19 protein-coding genes and 1 pseudogene are annotated in these 21,041 nt (G+C 40.7%); 12 read left to right on the top strand and 8 right to left on the bottom strand.

Annotated elements, in window-relative coordinates:
- Positions 1 to 25: 25 nt before the first annotated feature.
- Entirely contained in the window at positions 26 to 1,192 is a 1,167-nt protein-coding gene (locus CEF17_RS07015; RefSeq protein ID WP_100398901.1) for a TraB/GumN family protein, read from the bottom strand.
- Between the two features lie 198 nt (positions 1,193 to 1,390).
- Between CEF17_RS07015 and CEF17_RS07010 the strand changes: the two genes are divergently transcribed.
- The 3 genes from CEF17_RS07010 to CEF17_RS07000 all read left to right on the top strand — a co-directional run bounded on the left by CEF17_RS07010 (position 1,391) and on the right by CEF17_RS07000 (position 3,842).
- Entirely contained in the window at positions 1,391 to 2,128 is a 738-nt protein-coding gene (locus CEF17_RS07010; RefSeq protein ID WP_100398900.1) for an alpha/beta fold hydrolase, read from the top strand.
- A gap of 262 nt (positions 2,129 to 2,390) precedes the next feature.
- Positions 2,391 to 2,843 (top strand): aspartate/glutamate racemase family protein, encoded by a 453-nt coding sequence (locus tag CEF17_RS07005; RefSeq protein ID WP_100398899.1) that lies wholly within the window; start codon positions 2,391 to 2,393, stop codon positions 2,841 to 2,843.
- A gap of 138 nt (positions 2,844 to 2,981) precedes the next feature.
- On the top strand, positions 2,982 to 3,842 hold the full coding sequence (locus tag CEF17_RS07000; RefSeq protein WP_100398898.1) for a YihY/virulence factor BrkB family protein: 861 nt from the start codon (positions 2,982 to 2,984) through the stop codon (positions 3,840 to 3,842).
- A gap of 25 nt (positions 3,843 to 3,867) precedes the next feature.
- On the opposite strand, the gene CEF17_RS06995 is transcribed toward CEF17_RS07000, so the two are convergent.
- Positions 3,868 to 4,764 carry an Nmad3 family putative nucleotide modification protein gene (locus CEF17_RS06995; RefSeq protein ID WP_100398897.1) on the bottom strand — a complete coding sequence of 299 codons (897 nt, stop codon included), beginning with the start codon at positions 4,762 to 4,764 and terminating at the stop codon, positions 3,868 to 3,870.
- 146 nt (positions 4,765 to 4,910) lie between these two features.
- Between CEF17_RS06995 and CEF17_RS06990 the strand changes: the two genes are divergently transcribed.
- Positions 4,911 to 6,164, top strand: coding sequence for an erythromycin esterase family protein (locus tag CEF17_RS06990; RefSeq protein WP_100398896.1), 1,254 nt, complete (start codon positions 4,911 to 4,913; stop codon positions 6,162 to 6,164).
- Positions 6,165 to 6,322: 158 nt separating this feature from the next.
- Here CEF17_RS06990 and CEF17_RS06985 read toward each other — a convergent pair whose 3' ends face one another.
- Complete coding sequence (locus CEF17_RS06985) at positions 6,323 to 7,780, bottom strand: NADP-dependent isocitrate dehydrogenase (protein WP_100398895.1); 1,458 nt, start codon at positions 7,778 to 7,780, stop codon at positions 6,323 to 6,325.
- 367 nt (positions 7,781 to 8,147) lie between these two features.
- Here CEF17_RS06985 and CEF17_RS06980 point away from each other — a divergent pair, with 367 nt between their 5' ends.
- The 5 genes from CEF17_RS06980 (at position 8,148) to CEF17_RS06960 (ending at position 11,520) form a co-directional block, all read left to right on the top strand.
- On the top strand, positions 8,148 to 8,357 hold the full coding sequence (locus CEF17_RS06980) for a hypothetical protein (protein ID WP_198508914.1): 210 nt from the start codon (positions 8,148 to 8,150) through the stop codon (positions 8,355 to 8,357).
- A gap of 82 nt (positions 8,358 to 8,439) precedes the next feature.
- Positions 8,440 to 8,709, top strand: a complete 270-nt coding sequence (locus tag CEF17_RS06975; protein WP_100398893.1) for a hypothetical protein — start codon at positions 8,440 to 8,442, stop codon at positions 8,707 to 8,709.
- A gap of 428 nt (positions 8,710 to 9,137) precedes the next feature.
- Positions 9,138 to 9,425 carry a MarR family winged helix-turn-helix transcriptional regulator gene (locus CEF17_RS06970; RefSeq protein ID WP_232725443.1) on the top strand — a complete coding sequence of 96 codons (288 nt, stop codon included), beginning with the start codon at positions 9,138 to 9,140 and terminating at the stop codon, positions 9,423 to 9,425.
- A 7-nt stretch (positions 9,426 to 9,432) separates the two neighbouring features.
- Positions 9,433 to 10,635 carry an MFS transporter gene (locus tag CEF17_RS06965; protein WP_100398891.1) on the top strand — a complete coding sequence of 401 codons (1,203 nt, stop codon included), beginning with the start codon at positions 9,433 to 9,435 and terminating at the stop codon, positions 10,633 to 10,635.
- A 630-nt stretch (positions 10,636 to 11,265) separates the two neighbouring features.
- Positions 11,266 to 11,520 (top strand): hypothetical protein, encoded by a 255-nt coding sequence (locus CEF17_RS06960; protein ID WP_100398890.1) that lies wholly within the window; start codon positions 11,266 to 11,268, stop codon positions 11,518 to 11,520.
- A 79-nt stretch (positions 11,521 to 11,599) separates the two neighbouring features.
- Here the strand turns inward: CEF17_RS06960 and CEF17_RS06955 are convergent, their stop codons facing one another.
- Positions 11,600 to 12,688 (bottom strand): nitric oxide synthase oxygenase, encoded by a 1,089-nt coding sequence (locus CEF17_RS06955; RefSeq protein ID WP_100398889.1) that lies wholly within the window; start codon positions 12,686 to 12,688, stop codon positions 11,600 to 11,602.
- Between the two features lie 256 nt (positions 12,689 to 12,944).
- On the opposite strand from CEF17_RS06955, the gene CEF17_RS06950 reads away from it, so the two are divergent.
- Both CEF17_RS06950 and CEF17_RS20350 read left to right on the top strand, forming a co-directional pair.
- Complete coding sequence (locus CEF17_RS06950; protein WP_100398888.1) at positions 12,945 to 13,829, top strand: helix-turn-helix domain-containing protein; 885 nt, start codon at positions 12,945 to 12,947, stop codon at positions 13,827 to 13,829.
- Between the two features lie 186 nt (positions 13,830 to 14,015).
- Complete coding sequence (locus CEF17_RS20350) at positions 14,016 to 14,246, top strand: alpha/beta hydrolase family protein (protein ID WP_100398887.1); 231 nt, start codon at positions 14,016 to 14,018, stop codon at positions 14,244 to 14,246.
- Positions 14,247 to 14,592: 346 nt separating this feature from the next.
- Here CEF17_RS20350 and CEF17_RS06940 read toward each other — a convergent pair whose 3' ends face one another.
- The 4 genes and pseudogenes from CEF17_RS06940 to CEF17_RS06925 form a co-directional block, all read right to left on the bottom strand.
- Positions 14,593 to 14,898, bottom strand: a complete 306-nt coding sequence (locus CEF17_RS06940; RefSeq protein WP_100398886.1) for a hypothetical protein — start codon at positions 14,896 to 14,898, stop codon at positions 14,593 to 14,595.
- Positions 14,899 to 15,441: 543 nt separating this feature from the next.
- Positions 15,442 to 17,073 (bottom strand): outer membrane protein assembly factor BamB family protein, encoded by a 1,632-nt coding sequence (locus CEF17_RS06935; protein ID WP_157842965.1) that lies wholly within the window; start codon positions 17,071 to 17,073, stop codon positions 15,442 to 15,444.
- 826 nt (positions 17,074 to 17,899) lie between these two features.
- A complete protein-coding gene (locus CEF17_RS06930) occupies positions 17,900 to 18,817 on the bottom strand; it encodes a proline dehydrogenase family protein (RefSeq protein ID WP_100398884.1) in 918 nt (305 codons plus the stop codon).
- 99 nt (positions 18,818 to 18,916) lie between these two features.
- Positions 18,917 to 19,908: pseudogene (locus tag CEF17_RS06925) on the bottom strand (YeeE/YedE family protein).
- Positions 19,909 to 20,368: 460 nt separating this feature from the next.
- Between CEF17_RS06925 and CEF17_RS06920 the strand changes: the two are divergent.
- Entirely contained in the window at positions 20,369 to 20,620 is a 252-nt protein-coding gene (locus CEF17_RS06920; RefSeq protein ID WP_232725442.1) for a hypothetical protein, read from the top strand.
- The last annotated feature ends 421 nt before the right edge of the window (positions 20,621 to 21,041 follow it).

Below are 21,041 nucleotides of genomic sequence, written 5' to 3'. Positions count from 1 at the left end.
CCCCATGAGCGCAAGCTTTTTTTAATTATAGGTTTTCAAGAAATACCCGGATGACATCTGCTCCTCCAATGATCGTTCCAAGGGTGCTTCCTATGTTTGTTAAAATGACAATCAGCAAGATCCTGGTTACTTTGTTATTCCAAAACCCCTTTGCGGTTGATACATCATCTGCCAGATTTTCAAAGTCATCCACCTTTGGCCGGCGTAACGTAGCCTGGACAATTCCTGCAAACCAGCCTGCTGCCATTAAAGGATTGAGCGAGCTTAACGGAGCAATGAGAAATGCAGTTAGAACAGCTAATGGATGGCCTAAAGCAATTGCTGCTCCAATGGCTGAAAAGCTTCCATTCCAAAGAATCCAGCTTAGCGTTTGATATAGGCCCGCTGATGGGTTTGTATAAAAAGTATAAGCAATGATTCCTAAGATCAAAAGAGGAATCGCCCAGGCAATCATTTTGGGTACTTTTGATTTTGGAGGCACCTCATCCAGTTTCTTTAAGTCCTGCTCGTTGTAGAGCTCCTTTTTAATTCCAGGAACATGAGCTGCCCCCAGAACGGCTACGACTTTATCTCCTGGAGCTTCTTTGATTTTCTGTGCTAAATACTGATCCCTCTCATCAATCAATGGTTTTTTTAATTTAGGAAAGGATGTCGTAAATTCATCGAGAATCGCGTTTAACGTATCCTGGGTTTTCATCTTTTCAAGCTCTTCTTCCGAGATGGTATCTTTATTAAATATACTCGAAGTAATCAGCACCATGAGTTTCGCTTTTCCTCCAAGTCCAATACCATGCCAGATTCTTGCGAAGGTCGTTTGGATATTTCTGTCTGCCAGCACTAATTCAGCGTCTATTTCCTTAGCCGAGTCGATCCCTTGAATCATTTCCTGACCGGGCTTGATCCCAAACTGTTTAGCCACCCTTTTTTGAGAAGAAGATATGACCAGGTTCATAAGAAGCAGAGTAGCCTTCTTTTCTTTAATAACCTTAAAAATGTCCATATCTTTCCACTTATTAGGATCCTTAATTGATTGATACCTGCCTTCATCAAGTTCTACACATACTGAATCAGGCTGTTCCTCCTCAATCACTTCTTTTACCTGTTCCGCACTTTTTTTCGAGACATGAGCTGTTCCTATTAAGATCAGCTCCTTGCCGTCAAGATTAATTCGAGTAATGTTTTCTTCCGTCATATGTACCTTCCTTTTACGCAGTTCGTTAATAGCCTTCATGATAAAAGAAATGCTAGCCCTATCATATCATGTGCCATCTAAGAAGTATTCCCTTGTGCCTGATTTCTTTGAAAACCTCTCTCTTCTCGAGCAATCTGCATTGCTGCACAGAATAGAGTGCATACTAAATTTACAATTTTGGTAAAGGAGAGAAAAGGAATGCTTCACTATTATAGGCGGGGAACTGGAGACCCCCTTCTCTTACTCCATGGTTTTTTAAGTACGAACCGGGTATTTGATAAAATTATTCCCGAATTGGAAAAAAAGTATGATATTATTGCACCCGATCTTCCTGGACACGGAAAATCTTTATATAACGGTGAGGAAACAATTGATGAATACAAGGATGCAATCATCGAGCTCCTCCACTCTTTAAACATAAAAAAAGCCACGTGGGCAGGTCATTCAATGGGGGGTTACATAACCATGGCTGCTGTGGAGAATGCTCCTTCCTACGTGAAAAGGGCGGCTTTTCTATACAGCTCACCAGCAGCTGACACAGAGAAAGACAAAGAACAGAGGGATGAAAATATTCAGCTTATCCAAAACCAGGGTCTGCAGGTTTTTATTCATCAAAAGATCCCTGATTATTTCAGTTTTGATGCAGATCCACAAGACATGAAAGAAGCTTTTCATCACGCAAAACAAGCGACAAAAGAAGGGGTTATTGCAGCCCTGCAAGCTATGAAGAACAGAAAGGATCAAGTTACAGTAGTGAACGAAGCCTCTCTTCCCCAATTGTTTATTGAAGGAAATAAAGACCTGGTAGAACAACCCTTCCCCGTTTCCTCTCACTGGGTAGAAAAAGCGAAGACAGAGTCTTCACATATGGGCATGCTTGAAAACCCTGGAGACTTTTTAAAGAAGTTAACGAGGTGGCTTGTGACAACCTATTAATAAAGCCCCCTTCACCATTCCAACATTAATGTATGGAGGATAACGATGATTATTGACGCACAAAAAGAACCACTTCCTTCTGAGGATTCTCTGTACAAACGTCCCATTTCTTCCAGGTGATATGGCTAATACTGAGACCTTTTCTTTCCCTGTTGCTTATAAAAAAGCAGCCGGGGTCACCGTACAATCCATGTTTGATAACCAACGTTCTGCTTATACTTAAATTCTTCAGACAAGCCAGGACCTTATTCAAGAAAGCGGTGTGAAAGCCATTACAGGAAACTGCGGATACTTTCAGCTTTTTCAAAAAGAACTTTCCAAGGAGCTATCCGTGCCTGTTTTTTTATCTAGTCTGCTTCAGCTCTCCCTTCTTAAAAAGTTAACCCCAGGCCCGGTAGGCATTATCACCGCTGAATCCTTACGGATGAATAAAAGCTTTTTACGAAGTCTAGATTACCCATTAAGTCAGGCAAGGATTATAGGAATGAAAAACAAGCGGCATTTCAGGGAAGAGGTAATTAAGGAAAATGGGCTTATTGATCTAGAAGAAGTCAAAAGGGAGCTATTAGAAGTTATAGAGGATCTGCTGACCACATTTTTTACTCTCTCTATCATTCTATTAGAATGCACCTTGTCATCTCCTTATGCGAAAGCTGTTCACGAAAAAACGAAGCTTCCTGTCTTTGACTATATTACGCTGGTACATTTTATCTAATCATCCGTGATCAAGAAAACATAAAAGCACAGCGAGCTCCTCCCTCCTCCTTTTCTTTTCCCTTTTTGTGACAGACAAGGTTAATACGATACATAACCGGGGATAGAACAACAAGCAGAGGAATAGAAGGGAGGAAACATGAAGAAGCTTATTTCTTTTGGGAAAGAGCTTGGCCGGGAAATTTCTAACGATAACGTCCCGCTGCTTGGAGCTGCTCAAGCCTTTTATTATTTACTGTCAGTGGTTCCTATGCTTATTCTGATCATTTCCATATTGCCGTATTTAAACATTGATCCCGAGTGGGCTATAGGAGTTATAGAAAATATGATGCCTGAGGAAACGGCAGAAATCTTTCATGATCAAATTGTCAGTGTAGTAACAGAGCCTCGGGGCGGCCTGCTGACTATAGGAATCATTGGGACCATTTGGTCGGCGTCCAATGGAATCAACGCATTTATCAAAGCTCAAAACGAAGCTTATAACGTGGAAGAAAGCCGTTCGTTCATTAAAGCAAGGCTAGTATCCATAGCCTTAACATTTGGTATGATTATGGCTTTTATCATCGCTCTTCTTTTACCCATTTTCGGTGACGTCATCATTAACTTTATCAATTCATTAGTAAACCTTCCAAGCGAGACTGAAATTCTCTTTCGAGTGCTTCGCTGGACAATCAGCATTACCGTCATTGCTGCAATTCTGGCAGCCTTATATCATTTTGCCCCTAATAAAAAGACACCATTTAAGCATGCGATCCCAGGGGCATTGTTTGCAACGATTGCCTGGCAGCTAACTTCACTCGGTTTTTCATTTTATGTAAGCAACTTCGGCAATTACTCTGCAACCTATGGAAGCCTTGGCGGTGTTGTGATTCTCATGTTCTGGTTTTTCCTCACAGGGATTATTCTGGTCATTGGTGCAGAAATCAATGCAGTGCTTCACAGAAGAAAAACTCAGGATATTTCTCAACAAGAAAGCGAGAATACAAGCCTACAGCAATAGAGCAGCCATTTACCTTGGCTGCTCTTTATTTTTGATGGGACGGTGTATATATTGGGTTTTCAGTAAAAAGGTTTCGCAGCCACTGCTCTCCCTCTTTCGGGCAGGAGGCTACAAATTCCTGCCCAATTCCTGTTGAAACCGTACATCTTTCTTTCCCAAGTTCCCAGGTTTTCTGATGAACCTGGCTTAAATTTTTATGAAAAAAAGAGGGAAGCTCCCATGTGCCCGGCTTATTAGTCAAAGCTGCAGATAAGCAAAGACTTGAAGACAACTCAGAAAAATAGCCGCACCCTGGGATACCAAGGTCCTCAAACAGCCATTCATCAGGCAGAAAGATATAATTTAGTTTCTGAAACGTCTTTTCATACATATGAGGATGGTGCTGTAATCCGAACTCCTCCAATTTGGGAAGTGCTTCTTCAAATGTTTCAATTCTATGCTTCACTTTCATCCACCCGTAAATAAAATGTCCTTTTTCTTTGCTCCCTATAGCTTCAAAGCCACCAAAGAAGAGGAAAACATCTCCTTTGCCTACTTGTTTCTTTTGCAGGTGCGGAGCAGCATTAGTCTGTCCAAATGCCCTTCCAATTGTCTTGCTGTTAGTGTCAACAATCCACGGAGCAGTCCCAAGCATGGGGTCAAAATGGGTATAAGAATCATACACATTTCCAAACTCTTTCTTTTTTAATTTCAGCTTTGATTTCTTTTTCCAAGTTTCATAGATATCGCTTAATGTTGTTCCGGTCAAACCTGGAAGGTAACCTTCTTTGACAGAAACATCCTGGTAACGAATGGTATGGGCGTATTTATTGTTTCTTTCTGGAATCGGGAACCATATATATCTCCCGGTTTCGGAATCATAAGGTGAAAAAGAACCTCCGCTCCCTGAGTCCATCCCTTTGCGGCTTAATATAAGGTTCATACTATTCCTCCCCTCCCTTTTTCATTAGTGTACCATTCTTACCTATTGCGTCTGGACTTGATTATATTGGTACTAACCAGGGAAATAAATACCACATATGAACCTTTCGCTCCACGTCATACTATGAAGAAAGTGAGGCGAACAAGATGCAAAAAACCAACCAGGTTGTTGATCATATTAAAAAGTATTCGAAAGCCTTTGAACAAGCAGAAGACCTTTATCCGCTGATTGAACAAGCTGCTAAGGCAAAGTATGTGCTTTTAGGGGAAGCATCTCACGGTACGTCTGAATTTTATACTCTTCGCAGTGAAATCACCAAAAGGCTGATCAAAGAACACGGCTTTTCCTTTGTCGCTGTGGAAGGTGACTGGCCTTCTTCCTTTGAAGTGAACCGATATGTAAAGGGGGACGCTGCAGAATACAAGAATGGCAAACAAGCCTTATCTTCCTTTCAACGATGGCCGTCTTGGATGTGGGCAAATGAGGAAGCGGCAGAACTTGCTGAATGGCTGAAAAGGTTTAATTTGAGTGGTAAAAGAAATGAAGATAAAGCAGGATTTTACGGGCTGGATGTATACAGCTTGTGGGAATCCATGGAAGCCATCGTAGACTACCTTTCCAAAAACAATTCAGAGGAAGTGGACCAGGCAAAAAGAACCTTTGAATGCTTTGAACCATTTGACAGAAAAGCTGAAAGATACGGAATTTCCGCTGCTTTATACGGTCAGGATTGCATGGAAGAAATGCTTGAACTTCTGCAGACGATACATGAGAATAAGGAAACCTACAATGATGATCCCGAAGCTTCCTTAAATATGGAAATCAATGCGATGGCAGCAAGCAACGCCGAGAATTACTACCATACGATGATCACAAGCGACAATGAATCCTGGAACATTCGTGACAGACATATGACAGAGGCTCTGCGAAGTATTTCTCGTTTTTACGGGAAAGAGGCCAAGGGTGTAATTTGGGAGCATAATACTCATATTGGGGACGCCCGGGCTACCGACATGGCTGATGAAGGAATGGTGAATGTAGGACAGCTTCTTCGTGAGGAATATGGAAATGATTATATATATGCCATCGGTCTGGGAACCCATAGAGGAACGGTGACCGCTGCAAGAAAATGGGGAGAACCTGCGGAAGAAATGACAGTTCCAGAAGCAGTGGCTGGAAGCTGGGAAGATCTTCTTCACCAGGCAGGAGGTTACGATAAATATATTATGTTTACTAACGAGAATCGTACATTTTTTCAAACGTCTATTGGCCACCGGGCCATTGGTGTAACCTATAATCCATTAGTCGAGCATTTAGGAAACTACGTCCCATCCCGACTGTCAGACCGTTACGATGCATTTATCCATGTAGAAAAAACCAATCCACTACCCCCCATCTAGGGTGCCTGGCACCCTTGTGCGTTGTAATATTACTTTCCTTTTACACCAGGGATTCTCTCCTGGTTTTGTTACAGCCAGCCGTCGGTGCCTGGCACCATCGCAAGTTGTAACAATACAAAAAAGCCGGGGAATCATTTCGTTCCCCGGCTTTCCTTCTACTATTTTTTGGCTTCTGAATATCCAATATTTCCATCAAAGCTGTACAAATTCTCAACCTTAATCCAATCCAGGCCAGCTTCAGTAATTCTGTTTAGCAGAGCCATGATACTTTCTTTATCTGTCTTACCATTCGCAGCAGTCGGTAAAAAGCGGCACCGCCAGTGATCCGTGGTAAATGTCTCCGTAAAGCCGCCAGGATACGCTTTCACCCCACGATTCGTAATAATCGCAAGCTCAAAATCCGAACCAGCAGCCTCTTCCAAAGTGGTGCCAATCTCATCAGGTAGATGGGTATTATTAAATAAAAACACATCCACTCCCTCTAGTTCGCGTGTAATTGAGGTATCAGCTCTGTCTTTCGCTTTGGGAGATACTTTGTATTTGTTTTCTTTTTTATCTTCATTCTTTGCATACGTCATTGGCTTAATCGTTTCCGGTTTCTCGCCAAGGCGTTTGATGACCGCATCAGCGAATTCACTAGTTCCAACGGATGGACCGCCCTTGGCGATGTCACCTGTATATATTCCGTCCTCCAGGGTCTTAAACCAAGCATTATGAATTTTAGAGGCTGTTTCAGGCTGTCCTATATGCACAAGCATTTGAATCGCCCCATGCAGAAGTCCTGACGGGTTGGCAATTCCTTTTCCTGCAATATCCGGGGCACTTCCGTGGATCGCCTCAAACATGGCACTTTCATCTCCAATATTAGCCGAGCCGCCCAGTCCTACACTTCCTGAAATTTGTGAAGCGATATCTGAAGCTATGTCGCCGTATAGGTTAGGCATGACCATCACATCAAATGCTTCAGGAGAATCTGCTATTTTTGCAAGTCCGATATCAACAATCCAATGGTCTGTTTCGATATCCTTATACTCTTTTGCCACTTCATCAAATACCTTGTGAAACAAACCATCTGACAACTTCATAATGTTGTCCTTTGTCACACACGTTACTTTCTTTCGATCATTTTGCCTTGCGTATTCAAATGCATGGCGGATTATTCTTTCAGAACCGGGTCTTGTGATTAACTTTAAGCTCTGCACCACTTCAGGAGTCTGTTGATGTTCAATACCAGTATATAAATCTTCCTCGTTCTCCCTTACTATGACAAGATCCATATCTGGATGATTGGTTTTTACAAAAGGAGAGTAGGACATCGTCGGACGTACATTGGCATACAGCCCCAGAGTTGTACGAATGGTGACATTAAGACTTTTATACCCTCCACCCTGGGGTGTGGTAATCGGTGCTTTTAAAAAGACTTTAGTCCTCCTTAAGGAGTCCCACGCTTCGTCAGGTATTCCACTTGTATACCCTTCTAAATAAGCGTCCTTTCCAATATCTATGACTTCTGGTTCAATTTTCGCCTCTGCTTTTTCAAGAATTTTAAGTGTGGCTTCCATAATTTCAGGTCCTATGCCATCTCCATATGCTACGGTAATTGGTGTTTTTTCCATAGAAAAACCTCCTCATCTGTTTCCTTTACATGTACAATTACTTTCTTCCTTTTGGCCCTCAATGATCCGGTAAATTCTTCCCTCTCTTTACCTTTACCCCTAATCCATGTTGCTAATCATCAGCTTCTCCAGACAACCCGTATTTTTCTTTTTTTCGCTCAAAGAAACCGATAAAACCGCATCATTACCTAATTTCTGTTAAATAAATTACTTTACTTTTCATTTAATTGTAAATTTTAACTAGATTTTGTTCGTTTTATAGCATAAAATAACATTATATCCAACCAAAGTAACAGTTAAATAAAGACATCCAGGAGAAAAGACATGCCCTTAATCACCTTCAAAAAACAAAAGCTTTGATGAAAGGATGAGAAGATTGGAAACAACTGAAGAGTTCAAGGAAAACTTGTCTAAGGTTGATCCTGAGTGGGTGTCTCTTATGATACAAGCGAAAAAAGACGGATCAGAGCAGACGAGGTTCGTGCTTTCATACTTAGCTGCCAAAGGAATAAATAAACTCTTCCCTCCACTTGCTGGTTCTTACATAACAGCAAGTGATTTTTCATTCTATATATAGCATAATTCACTCAGACTCTTTTATGTATATTCCTTCATCCAATCATGCACATTAACAATAAAGAGCAAAAGGAGAATCCCTTATGAAAAATAATATCAGCAGTCTGCAAACACAAAATCAGCTTTTTCAAGCCCAGCAGTCCGTGGAGCATGCACATAATGCAATCGATCAGGCAAAAACCCACCCAGATGAGAAACTAATTGAACAAGCCCGCCACTCCATCCAAAGAGCCGAACATGCAATCAGCCAAACGGCCGGGTTTGATAACCAGGATGCTGTCGAACTGGTAAAGTCAGAGTTCGAACAATATAAAAATGAATTTGAGAAAATGATTACAGAGCAAAAACATTAATATATTCAAAAAATCTTAAAAAACATGCATAAACTTCCTTAAAGAAACGTAGGATTATAAAGCATGGTTTCTAACCATCCACTTGCCTTTTTACCCTCGACATAAGGGGAAAGGGATTCTCCTCCTCCCTTTCTCTTATATAAAAAAATCATAGATCACCGCAGAAAGCTATGGGAATTGATCCCATAGCTTTCTCCTATTTAATTGTATTTTTCCACTCGACTGATATAATTACCAGGGTAACATTTACTTACCCAGGTAATTATTTAAACAGGGAGTGATCTCTTATTTCAGCGAATCACGAACTTTTCCATACCCTTCACCAGTTATCACGTCTGCTTACAAAGGAGACGATCCAGGCTCTTCAGCCTTTTGACCTGTACAGTGCCCAGTGGTCCGTCATTTACACATTACATACCAAAGGACCGATGACCCAAACGGCACTTCGAGACTATTTGGCTGTAGAAGCACCGCCTTTAACAAGAAATGTGCAAAGACTCGTTAAAAAAGAGATCGTTAAACAAGTGCCAGGTAATGATAAACGCAGCAAAACAATCGAATTAACCGCCTACGCAAAAAGAGAATACCCAGAGTGGGAAAAGGCTGTCGTCCAGGCAAATGAACAGATGCTTGCCCATATTCCAAAACGCTCAAGAGACAGCTTAGAACATACATTAAAAGAATGGATCGCTTCCATTTCTTTACCTAAGGAGTGATCAGTACATGCCAAGAGAACCTCTCTGGTCAAAAAACTTCATATGTATTTCACTGTGTAATCTATTTATTTTTCTGGCATTCTATTATTTAATTGTCACTCTGCCAATTTATACACTACAGGAGCTCAATGGAACCTCAACGCAAGCAGGCTTATTAGTGACTGTTTTCTTAATTGCTGCCATTATTGTCCGTCCTTTTGCCGGTAAATGGGCTCTCACCGCAGGAAACCACCGCTTACTCTTTGCAGGATTGGCTATATTTCTTATTTCCTCCCTACTCTATCTTTTTATTGACTCAATCACAGGGTTAATGGCTGTCAGGCTCATTCACGGAGCGGCATTTGGGATGGCAACGACTGCCACGGGAGGAATTGTTACTTCTGTCATCCCTGATTCACGCAGAGGAGAAGGAATGGGTTATTATTCGCTTTCCTTTAACCTGGCTGTTGTCTCAGGCCCCTTCTTAGGACTAACGGCGATATATCAATGGAGCTCGTTTGTATTATTTGGGATTGTCGTGTTATGCAGCGTGATGGCGGTTGTGATGGCATTGATCCTTACCTTACCTGAAACTAAATCCCTCGCATTGAAAAACGTGAACATAGAGCGCAAACGATCTCAGCTTTTTGAAAAAACAGCGATTAGCATTTCTATTGTCGCTGCCTTGTTTGCTATTATTTATTCGTCTGTTCTATCCTTTGTCCCTGTCTACGCTGAAGAAATTGGTCTGCTGCAGGCTTCAAGTTATTTCTTTGTTGTGTATGCAGCTGTCATGCTCCTTTCCAGGCCTTTTACAGGAAGATGGCTTGATGAGCGGGGAGCTAATATTATTGTTTATCCATCGATTATCACTTTTGCTGTCGGCATGTTTTTACTCAGCATGTCAGACACAACAGCCCTATTTCTATTATCTGCTGCTTTGATCGGTCTTGGCTGGGGGACACTTTTTCCAACCTTTCAAACCATTGCTGTGCAAAACGCTCAGCCAGAACGAAGAGGGCTCGCGATGGCCACATTTTTATCCACTTTTGATCTTGGCATTGCGATTGGATCATTTGTAATAGGCCTCGCTGTGGTTGAATTTACTCTGACTTCCATTTATTTTTACAGCTCCTTTTTGCTTCTTGGCGGCATCTTTATTTATAAAATACTTTATGGAAGGTTCCTTGTCCCTAAACCAGGAATGAAGGAAAGTACTCATACAGGATGATGAAAGCCGCTTACAAAACGTAAGCGGCTTTTTTATTCCTTTTAGCGAACAACATACCATAGAGCTTTTATACTCCATTTAGTGATTTTTCTTTTTTATTCGCCTTTATTCACTCTTTTCCCTCATAACTCCATGTAACTATTTGACTACAAAAACTAGTTCCTAATTCTTTATAACGAATATATAATTCTGATTATAGGCGATGCAACCCAATATCATGTGGCCACAGAAATAGTAAGGGCAGCGTTCTAGAAAGAAAGCATAGGGAAGCGATGAAGTGTAAAGTGACTGCCTGTCACTACCACGGAGTAACTAGAGAATCCAGCCCTTTTATCTAAATACATTTACTAAGGGAGAAATGAAAAGTGAATAAGAAGCTTGTATTGGGTGCATTGGCGGCAGCATTAGTATTCGGGGGGACTACTGGAGGAGCGTTAGCGGCTGGAAGATGTAACAAACAACGTAGAGAGTAAATTCGTTAAAGATGTCCATGAGTTAACATTAGAAGCTGATACCTTTGAATTAGAAGTTAATGAAACAGTTACCCTTACTGCCTCAGCACTAAAAAACGGCTCTCATGCTAATGCTACATGGACAATAGGTGAGGAAGAAATTGATGCGGATTTAAAGTTGGAAGATGGATATTATGTCTCCTCAATTACTTTTACAGCAAATGAAGCAGGAACTTACAAGTTTGTCTTTAACATTGATATGACTGCTGGCAAAAGTCACGTTGGATGGACAGGAGAAAAAGAGACGACAGTTATTTACAAGGATCCTGTTCAGGAACCTGCTAAAGAAAACAATGGAAAAAAACTAGGCCATATTAAAAACGATGTTCCTCCTGGTCCAGCTAATGGTTTTAACGCAGGAGGAAGAAAGTAATATACCTGCACCCCCTTCCTAGTATGGGGGTGCTTCATTTTTTAACCAAGGGATACATAAATCTACCAGGGCGATTATGCTATTCATATGGCCTCTCTTGATAGAAATAATTAGGCTTCACTACTTCATTCTCATACTCTTTATGAAACACATGGGTCGTTGCCGGGGAAACCGGAGGAATCAGCCAGGTCCAGTCACCGGTAACCTTTCGCCCCTCCTCTGTCTCTCTTTCTTCAAAACGACGAAATTGAGCAGCTGCCGTGTGATGATCGACGATGCTTACTTTCGCTTTTTTAAATGAATGAAGCACGGCTATATTTAATTCAACGAGTGCTCTGTCTCTCCACAACGTTGACTCCCATGTGGTGTCCAGCCCCATTACCGATGCCACTTTCGGCAGCATATTGTACCGCCCTTCATCAGCCAGGTTTCTGGCACCTATTTCTGTTCCCATATACCAGCCGTTAAACGGAGCAGCCGTGTATTCAATACCGCCAATGTCCAGCTTCATGTCAGAAACAATCGGAACGGCGTACCATTTGAGTTGAAGGTCTGAAAAGGAACGAATCTCCGGATGTGTAATCGGCACTTCCAGCACTTTGTCCCTTGGAACAGGAAACCACTTCGGTTTCTCCTTTCCTTTTTTAATCACCAGTGGCAGCACGTCAAAGTGAGTCCCATCCCCCTTCCAGCCAAGCTTCATACACTCCTTCGTAAATGAAACCGAATGAGGATCGCCAATGATTCCTTCGTCTGTTTCATAACCTGCATAGCGAATCAGCTGGTAATTCAAGATACGAAGATGACTCTTTTCGGTCACCTTCGGCCTGAAAACTGAAATAGTCGGTATAATCCTGCCGCTATTAGTCGCGTAATCGATATGATCCAACAGTGCTGCAGCAATTTCTTCCTCTTTTTGCAGGCTTCTCTTGTCCAATACATGTAAGGACTCCCAAAATAGCCTGCCAACACAACGGTTGCTGTTTCTCCACGCCATTTTCGCTCCATGCTCCAGTTCTTCAAAACTGTGTGTGTAGGTCCCCTTCTCTTCTATTTCTACCTTAATTTCCTTTATTCTTCCAGCTATTTGTTCTGGTTTGTTTAATTCCATGTATGCTTTTTCTATAAATAAAATAGATTCCTGTAGTAAATGCTCTTTTGCTGTCACTTTTATCCTCCTACTCTTCCTGGGAAAATACTCCTTTCCAAAAGAAGATCAATACATTCTTCCTTACTGTAGACCAAGGATACTTGACAAACAAGGAGAATGATTTTTTGTTACAAAATTTCCACTTTTCCCTTTTCCCTTACTAAAAATGGTATATTAGTAGGGGATTATGTGATTGATATCCGATCCACAGGCACGTAAGATTCGCGCGACCTATTTGATAATCAGTCTTGTATACCGTTTCACGGAGGACATCATGGAATATAAGTTAATTGGACAGACGATCAAACAAATCAGACAAAGAAAAAAAATTACTCAAAAAGCACTTGCACAGGGAATCTGTACGCAAGCGCAAATTAGTAAGATTGAAAACGGGGAAGTCATTCCTCTATCCATTACTTTATATGAAATCGCCAAAAAGCTCGGAGTTGATATTAACTATTTTTTTGAAGTATCAACAAGCCCTCGTAGCGATTATATAAATGAAACAAAAACGATAATCAGAGAAGCGATTGATAACATTGACTACCAAACGGTATATGAAGTCGTTTCAAGTGAAGAAAAGAACCCTTTATTTCATGAACTGGAGGATAGACAGTTTCTTCTGTGGCATAAAGGGATTGCTCTCTACCATTTAAAGAATAAATATGAAGAATCTCTGGAATTATTGTACAAAGCGCTTCACTTGCGGGATGAGCGTTCAAAAACGTTATATTCAAAAACTGAGGTAGAGATCTTCAACAGTATTGGGGTTATTTTTTTAGAAAAAGAAAACTATGCAGCTTCTATCCCAATCTTCAATGAAGGACTCCATCATTTATCTAAACTGAATCTGCCTGAAAACGATTTTATTGAGGTTCGCTTACGCTATAACCTATCGAGGGCTTATACAGAAACCCAGCGTTATGATGAATCTAACAAACATTGCGAAAGAGCGATTTCTCTTTGTCTTAGCAGAGAAACCATGTATTTGTTAGGTGAACTGTTTTACCGAGTCGGAGAGAACTACTTAGGACTTGAAAACAAAGAGAGAGCCAAAGAGTATGTGATAAAATCAAAGAAAATATTCGAGGTTCAAGAAAAAGAATACCTACTTTCTATAATAGAAGAAGAAATGAGTGACCTTCTCTCAGAACAGTAACTTCTGCTTGCTTACCTGTATAGCCGTTAACCACTTTGGGTTAGGCCTTCTTCTCGCCAATGAAGACTACTCTTCCGTGTTCGGTTCAGAGCTGCAAATACAAGGTATTATACCGATGTATCTGGAAATAGCCTTTCTCCTGATGCGGGAATAGGCGGCACTACTGAACTGATAAATCCTGCTCACATGGTTACTGGTGAAAGCCCGCTTCTTCTTTTGTTTCAAGGCACCCATGATGGGATCGTTCCAGATGAGGTTGCTCAGAAATTTAAAGAAGCATATCTAGAACAAAGCAATAGGCAGGCAGCTCTTATCCGAGTGCCCTTTGCAGGCCATGCGAACGACATGTATTTCAGCGGGTATTATAACCAAATATTTATGTATCATATGGAGCGTTTCTTGTATGAACATAGGTAACCTAGAGAACTGATTTTTCCCCTTTTGCTGATGGATCACCACCAGTGAAAGGAGAATCGCACTATTAGATAGTAACCATTCCTATTTACGATATAATTTGTTAAAATATAAATAAGCAACCGAACATTTTCGTTGCTGCCCCCTTTTCTTTAAAATTGTTCTCTTAAGAGAAGCGTTCGACACAAAGAAGTTCATCTGCGGATGGGCTTTTTTGTATTTACAAAAACATACCCCAACCCTTTTTTACCAAAGGAAATTGGGGCATGTAAAAATCACTGTAAAATGAAGACTGCAGCTGCGTACTCGTCTTCTTCACCATTCGTTATATTGAACGACACCTTTTTATCTAATCTCTCCCCAACTCTTTGGGGTTTAATTCTTCCATTATTTCTTTTTTAAGTTGTTCTTTTTCTTTAAACTTTTTCTCTTTAATTAGATTGGTTATATATATGAATGAAAGAATGAGGAGAAACAAGAAGAATAATGAGAAGGCTGGATTTAAGAAGATAATGATTAACGTTTCACGCAGAGGTTCTGATAACAGTGAGTGGCTGTCTAAGACTGAGATTAATTGTCCGAAATAAAGTTCCCCAATAACCAGGCCCATGCTTAACAGGAAAAAAGTGACGATCCCGTAATGCTGGTTTTGCATGAAATATTTCCTCCTTCCGGAAATCTCATAAAGCCAACTATGAAAGAAAAGCACACGACGCTCAATTATTCACGAGAACTGACAGTTGGTCCGCTGATATATATAACCAGAAAGCAGAGAACCTTCCTGGAGGGTGCCTGGCACCACAGTAAATTGTCATATTCCTGTAACATCTATTCCCTTGCTGCACACTATAAGATCATCCTCTATTGCTGAAAGCTAGTACTACTTTGCCGGTGCCTGGCACCACATTGTAATCAAACTGTAATACTACTAACACAATTGGGGAATTATTACATACTACTATATTGGTATTATATCATTTAGAAAAATAGCAAATCAAGGTAATTATGGTAAATCATACTATGTTACTACATAACTAAAATAATGTCAAAGGCAGTATGCTTCTTTCTTCCTTTACTTTCTTGCTGTTAGCCTACTGATTTTACGCTCTTTTCCCTTTTCATTAAATTCGTTTACTTATATATATGTGAGAAACTCCTTTTCATACGAAAGAGCATAGAAAACTATGCTCTTCACTGCCTACTTTAATTCAATGCTGTATATATTTCCGTCTCTGCTTGCAACAATAATGGTATTTTCATAGACTGCCGGGGATGCTTCGATGTTAGACCCAAGGTTGAGCTGGTCCAGGACTTCACCAGTCTCAGCGTTTAGTAACGTAAGGTTGCCACCGAAATCTGCCTGGATAATGTAGCTGTTCCCTTCCTCGTCATAAATATCTACCGGGGAGCTCCAAGCATAGTCTGGCATTTCCCATCTCCATACCTCCTCACCTGTTTCCCTGTCCAGGGCAGCCATTATACCCGAGTATCTCTCCTTATGGCGTGCAACTGTAAAAATAACCAAATCATCAATATTTTCTTTTCCAAGAATAGGAGTAGCTAAGACTCCTCCTATCACACCAGGATAATAGAATGCAGAATAGGATTGCTTCCAGACCTCTTCCCCAGTCAAGCCATTGATCTTTCGAATGAAAGCCTCGCCATCTTCTCCTACATTATCCACTTCACTTCCGGTGTATAAATAAGGAACCCCTTCAATCTCTTCAATCACGATCGTAGCATCTGTATCATCAAGTGGCGGCAAGGCCCAAACTGGATTCTTTGTAGTGAGATCCATTCCTATGATACTTCCTCCGTTATCTGCAAAATAAGCGAGGTTATTATAGATGGCTACAGAGTTTTCAATTCCTTGGTAATCATTATCATCAACCTCATATCTCATCTTGGCAACATCCGGGTCTATGTCAACGGTGCCTTCCTTTCGGTCAAACTCTGTATTTAGTTTCGCACTGTAGAAGTATCCGTTCTCCCCGCCAACAACCATCATATCTGTTTTTCTGTTTACTAATGCTGAGCTGTCAAAAGCACCCCAGTCACGGTATGCTGAAGAGTCTCTCCCATCTATATGATGAAGTAATTCATAATTTGTGAGATCGTATATGTTAAAACCAAAGGGTTCACTTTTCTTATGAGGAACCCCGTCTCCCGCATAAAGGAGTGGATACCCTCTACTATCTACACTCACGCTCCCTTTAATAGGATTACTTCCGTAAATAGGTTCTCTCGTTTGTTTTCCCGTTTCTTTATCTAAAAAATAGATATTTCCATCAAGGGAACCTTGAATAACCTCAATAAAGTCATCCTTTTCTTTATATTCATCTTTAAGGTTCATCATTTGCTTGATATCGTCTTCCCATTTCACAATCACAGGCTGTCCGGTCCACCCAGCCCCTCCTCCCCACTCAGGATCGCTGTCAGTGGTAAAATGCCAATTTTCCTGGAGGGTGAATTCTTCAAAAGAAACTGAACCGAAGGAAGGAGAGGTTCTTTTATGGTCTCCACGAAACGTCAATACACCGTCTATCTCCGTGTATTGGGCTGGAAAAACAGCCTCCTCATCAAGGACGGTGCTTGTTTCTTCATCATTAAGTAATAAGGTATAAGAAAGGTTACCAAGGCTTTCGCTCTCTGGTGTTATGACCTCACTGTTACTTTCTTCATTACTTTCTTTGTTCTTTTCATCCTTCTCATTATTCTCTTCTTCTTCATTATTTGCTTCCACACTTGCTTCCTCATTACCAGGGGTCTCTTCAGAGCAGCCAATAAATAAAAAAGGCAGCATGAAAAGACCGGCTCGACCTGCTTTCATATACACACCTCTATGTAAAAATTTACAATCAATGGTTACATATATTACCATTAATTGTTATCATTTTCTATAGATTTAGGAAAAAAGTTTTATATCAACATTAAGAGCGGTTTATAAAAAAAGGTAAAAAAAGGAATTTATATTACATAGATAAATGGTGCCAGGCACCGCTTAGAGATTGTAATAATAAAAAGGAAATTCCTGATTTAATAGGAAAGATATATTACAGCTGCCTATGGTGCCAGGCACCACAAAAAAAGCACCTTCTCTGCTGTGAGAAGGTGCTTTCATGTGCTACAAAAAAGTGTCATCGTCCTCTTCCTTTTCCTTGTCATTCTTTTTTGATTTTCCTTTCACAAAAAGAACCCCTCCGTATATTGCAAAAACAACTACAGCGGACATAATTATAAATTCGATAATAATACCGCTCCTTTCGAACTGACCCTGTCTCTATATCCATGCTCTCCTAGTGAACATAAAATTGGGTCATGTTATTACCTTTATAATGTCTCTTAAAATTATTGTTGTAAAGGTATATGCTATATTACAGGGGATTAATAACATAAAAATAACCCAGGACACAGCAATTTAAACATGCCTTATGACCCGGGTTTTTACACCTGAAACCTATAAATATATTTCACTTTGTAAAAAAAGGAACTTTTATTACATGTTTGACTGGTGCCAGGCACCAAAGTGAGATTGTAATAAAAACCAACGGGAGGTCCTTATTAAAAGGAAATCTATATTACACCGCCAATTGGTGCCAGGCACCTATATAAGAGAGCCATAAAAAAAGAAGGAGCCTGGCCCCCTCTTCTTCTATCTATCTTTCAAGCATTGTTTTTACAGCAAACCCTACGTTAGCCGGGCGTTCGGCCATCCGTTTCATAAAGTATCCAAACCAGTCCTTGCCGAAAGGGACAAAGATTCGTACCTTGTATCCTTCCTCGCGTAACTGTCTTTGCAACGTCTCCCTCATTCCCTGAAGCATTTGAAACTCAAACTGGTCCGTAGAAATATTGTTCTCATTTACTATTTTTTTCGTATACGTGATCATGTCATCATCATGAGTGGCCACTGCTGTATAACTCCCTTGTAAAAGGTTCGTTTTCACAAGCTTCTTATAGTTTTCATCTACTTTATCTTTGTCATCAATATCAATATCAGGGTGCTCATTATACGCCCCCTTCACAATACGGATGGCAGGAGTAAGTTCCTGCAAGTCTTCAAGATCCTTATTTGTTCTTTTCAGGTTGGCTTGAAGGGTAATGCCAAGATTATCATATTGTTTCCTGTAGTGCTTAAAGAGTTCCAGAATCCTCGGACAGGTCTCATATTCCTCCATATCCAACGTCACAAATACATCATGCTTTTTTGCCTCTTCAAGAAGCCTTTGAAGATTATATATAATGCTTTGATTTGAAACTTCCAGACCGATGGAAGAAGGTTTCAGTGAAATCTGGCCATGTAGCTGTTTTTCTTTAATGGTTCGGATCACATCTATCGCATCATCTGTAGATTTTTTTGCGTCTTCATCTGTTTTGATAAATTCCCCTAGACAATCAATGGTGACATCAAGCCCATCATTATTTAAATGATTTACAACCTTAAGAAGCTGATCAAACGATTCACCGCCTACAAAGCGAAAACCTCCAAGAGGCATGCCGTATTTCCTGGCAAACTGTGTCGCCATATTATTTTTTGAAAGTGATAAAAAGAAAGCTCTGAGAATCTTTTCCATAACAAACCCGCCTTCTCATTAGTAATAGTCAGTGTTGCTATTGTTTACCCAAACGGTAAAAGATCAAACGTGAAGTTGGATAATCTCCCACCTTATCCTTTACCCCTGACCTTTAGATCCAGCCCTGGTAAGCTTTAAACGCTTTTCAATCTGGAAAGCCGTATAGACTCCGGTAATTGCCATTACCGTCCATATCCAGGCATGGAGACTGAAGGAAGCAATGCCGCTAAAATAAGCACCAATATTTGCGCCATAAGAAATAGCCGCGCCATAACCCATTAGCATCCCGCCAAGCAAAGCGATACCAAGAATAAATAGGGGCGCTTTGGCAAACCGGATAAGCCCCGTGAGTGCCATCGTAATAAAGGTGCCCAGGATGACACCGATATTGAGCACACTCGTTGAATTCATCAAAACCGGCTGATGCAGAGCATCAAGATGCCCTTGGGAAGACCAATATCCCCACTGGGTTACATCCAAACCAAAAAACATCGCAAGTTTTGATCCCCAGATGGCAAAAGCGGCTGTCAGCTCCCAGGGTTCACCATGAAGGACAAATACTAGGGCATTAAAGACAGCAATCAAAACAGCCCCCACCCCAATGGGCCAGGATCCAAAAATGACCCTTTTCCAGCTCGTAGCTGATGGTAATGACGGAAGACCCGGAGGCCTTTTTTGCTTTTTATACATATAAGAACCAATAATGATGAGTATAAATATTCCAAGCTGAAGCCCCCATGCCCCCAGGTAGCCTAGTCCTGTATCTAAAGCCAAGGAGAACGAGGAAGCATATGGAAGCTGTTCGTTCCAATATTCAAAATGAGAGACGCCTATAACCGAGCCTGTCATAAAGCCAAATAAAGTAAAAAGCATCGCCACACGTCCCCCTCGGCTTTGTGCAACGACGCAGGAGCAAGGCCGCTTCCCATTTCCAAACCAAAGCCGAATAAAAAAGAACCAACGAATAAACCAATGCTGATTTCAGAAACAGACGGAAGGGGCTGAGAGCCAAAGAATCCCATGTCAAAAATTAGAATGATCGCAAACAGTGTACTGGCCGTCCCGAGCATAGTCATATGCGCTCGCAGCATTTCCGTATTTCCACTTTCTACAATTTGCCGATACACAGCCGCAAATCCAAACCTTGCATGGAATAAAGTAAAGCCAATCAATATACCTGTCCAAAGAATCAATACAAACTGGACTCCCTTATAATCATGGGCAAAGTAAGTAAGAATGAAAGCAATCATCAAACCTAAAACGATAAATGTTTTTTGCGGCTTTCTCAGTTTATCATTAGATGAACGAGATGATTTTGTCATCCAGCTCCTCTCCTTTTTCTTGCAAAAGAATCTATTTCACTGCTCTTCCCCAATAACCGAATGAAATAACAGCTGAAAAGGTAGAAAGTAGAATGACCCGAAATAGAGACTGGAACGGTCTGCTTGTCAGCCACAAAACATGAGTAGATTCATAATAGTAGTGATTTTCATCACACCTTTGTACAAACAGATAACGTAAGATGAGAAGAGGAAAAAATGATCGAAAGGAGTGGCTGTGATGTTGATGATCGAATCCCCGGAAAATAGTGCACAGCAGCAACAATTGATACTGTTAGAGGAAGGCTTGCAGAAATTAGAGGTGAATGAAAGAAGGATATTCAGTTTCTTTTTAGAAGTAGAATCTACGAAAAATCCTACGAAACTGACCTCTCAATATTTTTCCATCAGCGAAATCGATACGATCGGGATCGTGAACAAATGCGCTGTATACCTACATAAGTACGTAGACACCAGGATATAAGTCGCCAAAAACAAGCGGTTCTAATAGTAAAGCCCAGAAGCTGCTGATATGTTTCACTTTATAAAAATGAAAACCTACTCTGTTTATCAAGCAAAGTAAACACAAACCCGCGGCCTTCATCCAAAAAGGCTGCTTTTTCATTTCCTAGTGAATTAAGGAGATATTCTAAGAATATAGAAGAAAAATGAATATGAATGACGCTTACAATTCAATTGTTTTCGTTTTCATGAATCCTCTGCCAATTTGAGGAATTCCAATTTTCCCCTTACTATAAAGGTACACCTTACGTAATGGAGGTCTTACCTTTGAAAAATATCTTTAGTCGATTATTCCAAAGATTTTGCGATGGCCAGGAAAAAAAGGCACAGGCTATTATCAAAAACAACTTATATACATTAGACTAAATACCGAATGCTTGAGT

It is taken from the genome of Bacillus sp. FJAT-44742 (assembly GCF_002797315.1).
In the GTDB taxonomy this organism is placed as follows: domain Bacteria; phylum Bacillota; class Bacilli; order Bacillales; family Marinococcaceae; genus Thalassorhabdus; species Thalassorhabdus alkalitolerans.
Note: the sequence above shows the minus strand (reverse complement) of the source record. Positions and strands in the feature narration are given on the sequence as shown.

What these genes read in the sequence shown, in the direction of transcription:
- CEF17_RS06940 (WP_100398886.1), bottom strand. Translation starts at nt 14,898, where the DNA reads ATGCAAAACCAGCATTACGGGATCGTCACTTTTTTCCTGTTAAGCATG.
- CEF17_RS06970 (WP_232725443.1), top strand. Translation starts at nt 9,138, where the DNA reads ATGACCCAAACGGCACTTCGAGACTATTTGGCTGTAGAAGCACCGCCT.
- CEF17_RS06935 (WP_157842965.1), bottom strand. Translation starts at nt 17,073, where the DNA reads ATGAAAGCAGGTCGAGCCGGTCTTTTCATGCTGCCTTTTTTATTTATT.
- CEF17_RS06995 (WP_100398897.1), bottom strand. Translation starts at nt 4,764, where the DNA reads ATGAACCTTATATTAAGCCGCAAAGGGATGGACTCAGGGAGCGGAGGT.
- CEF17_RS06985 (WP_100398895.1), bottom strand. Translation starts at nt 7,780, where the DNA reads ATGGAAAAAACACCAATTACCGTAGCATATGGAGATGGCATAGGACCT.
- CEF17_RS06950 (WP_100398888.1), top strand. Translation starts at nt 12,945, where the DNA reads ATGGAATATAAGTTAATTGGACAGACGATCAAACAAATCAGACAAAGA.
- CEF17_RS20350 (WP_100398887.1), top strand. Translation starts at nt 14,016, where the DNA reads ATGGTTACTGGTGAAAGCCCGCTTCTTCTTTTGTTTCAAGGCACCCAT.
- CEF17_RS06930 (WP_100398884.1), bottom strand. Translation starts at nt 18,817, where the DNA reads ATGGAAAAGATTCTCAGAGCTTTCTTTTTATCACTTTCAAAAAATAAT.
- CEF17_RS07015 (WP_100398901.1), bottom strand. Translation starts at nt 1,192, where the DNA reads ATGACGGAAGAAAACATTACTCGAATTAATCTTGACGGCAAGGAGCTG.
- CEF17_RS06980 (WP_198508914.1), top strand. Translation starts at nt 8,148, where the DNA reads ATGAGAAGATTGGAAACAACTGAAGAGTTCAAGGAAAACTTGTCTAAG.
- CEF17_RS07010 (WP_100398900.1), top strand. Translation starts at nt 1,391, where the DNA reads ATGCTTCACTATTATAGGCGGGGAACTGGAGACCCCCTTCTCTTACTC.
- CEF17_RS06990 (WP_100398896.1), top strand. Translation starts at nt 4,911, where the DNA reads ATGCAAAAAACCAACCAGGTTGTTGATCATATTAAAAAGTATTCGAAA.
- CEF17_RS07000 (WP_100398898.1), top strand. Translation starts at nt 2,982, where the DNA reads ATGAAGAAGCTTATTTCTTTTGGGAAAGAGCTTGGCCGGGAAATTTCT.
- CEF17_RS06965 (WP_100398891.1), top strand. Translation starts at nt 9,433, where the DNA reads ATGCCAAGAGAACCTCTCTGGTCAAAAAACTTCATATGTATTTCACTG.
- CEF17_RS06975 (WP_100398893.1), top strand. Translation starts at nt 8,440, where the DNA reads ATGAAAAATAATATCAGCAGTCTGCAAACACAAAATCAGCTTTTTCAA.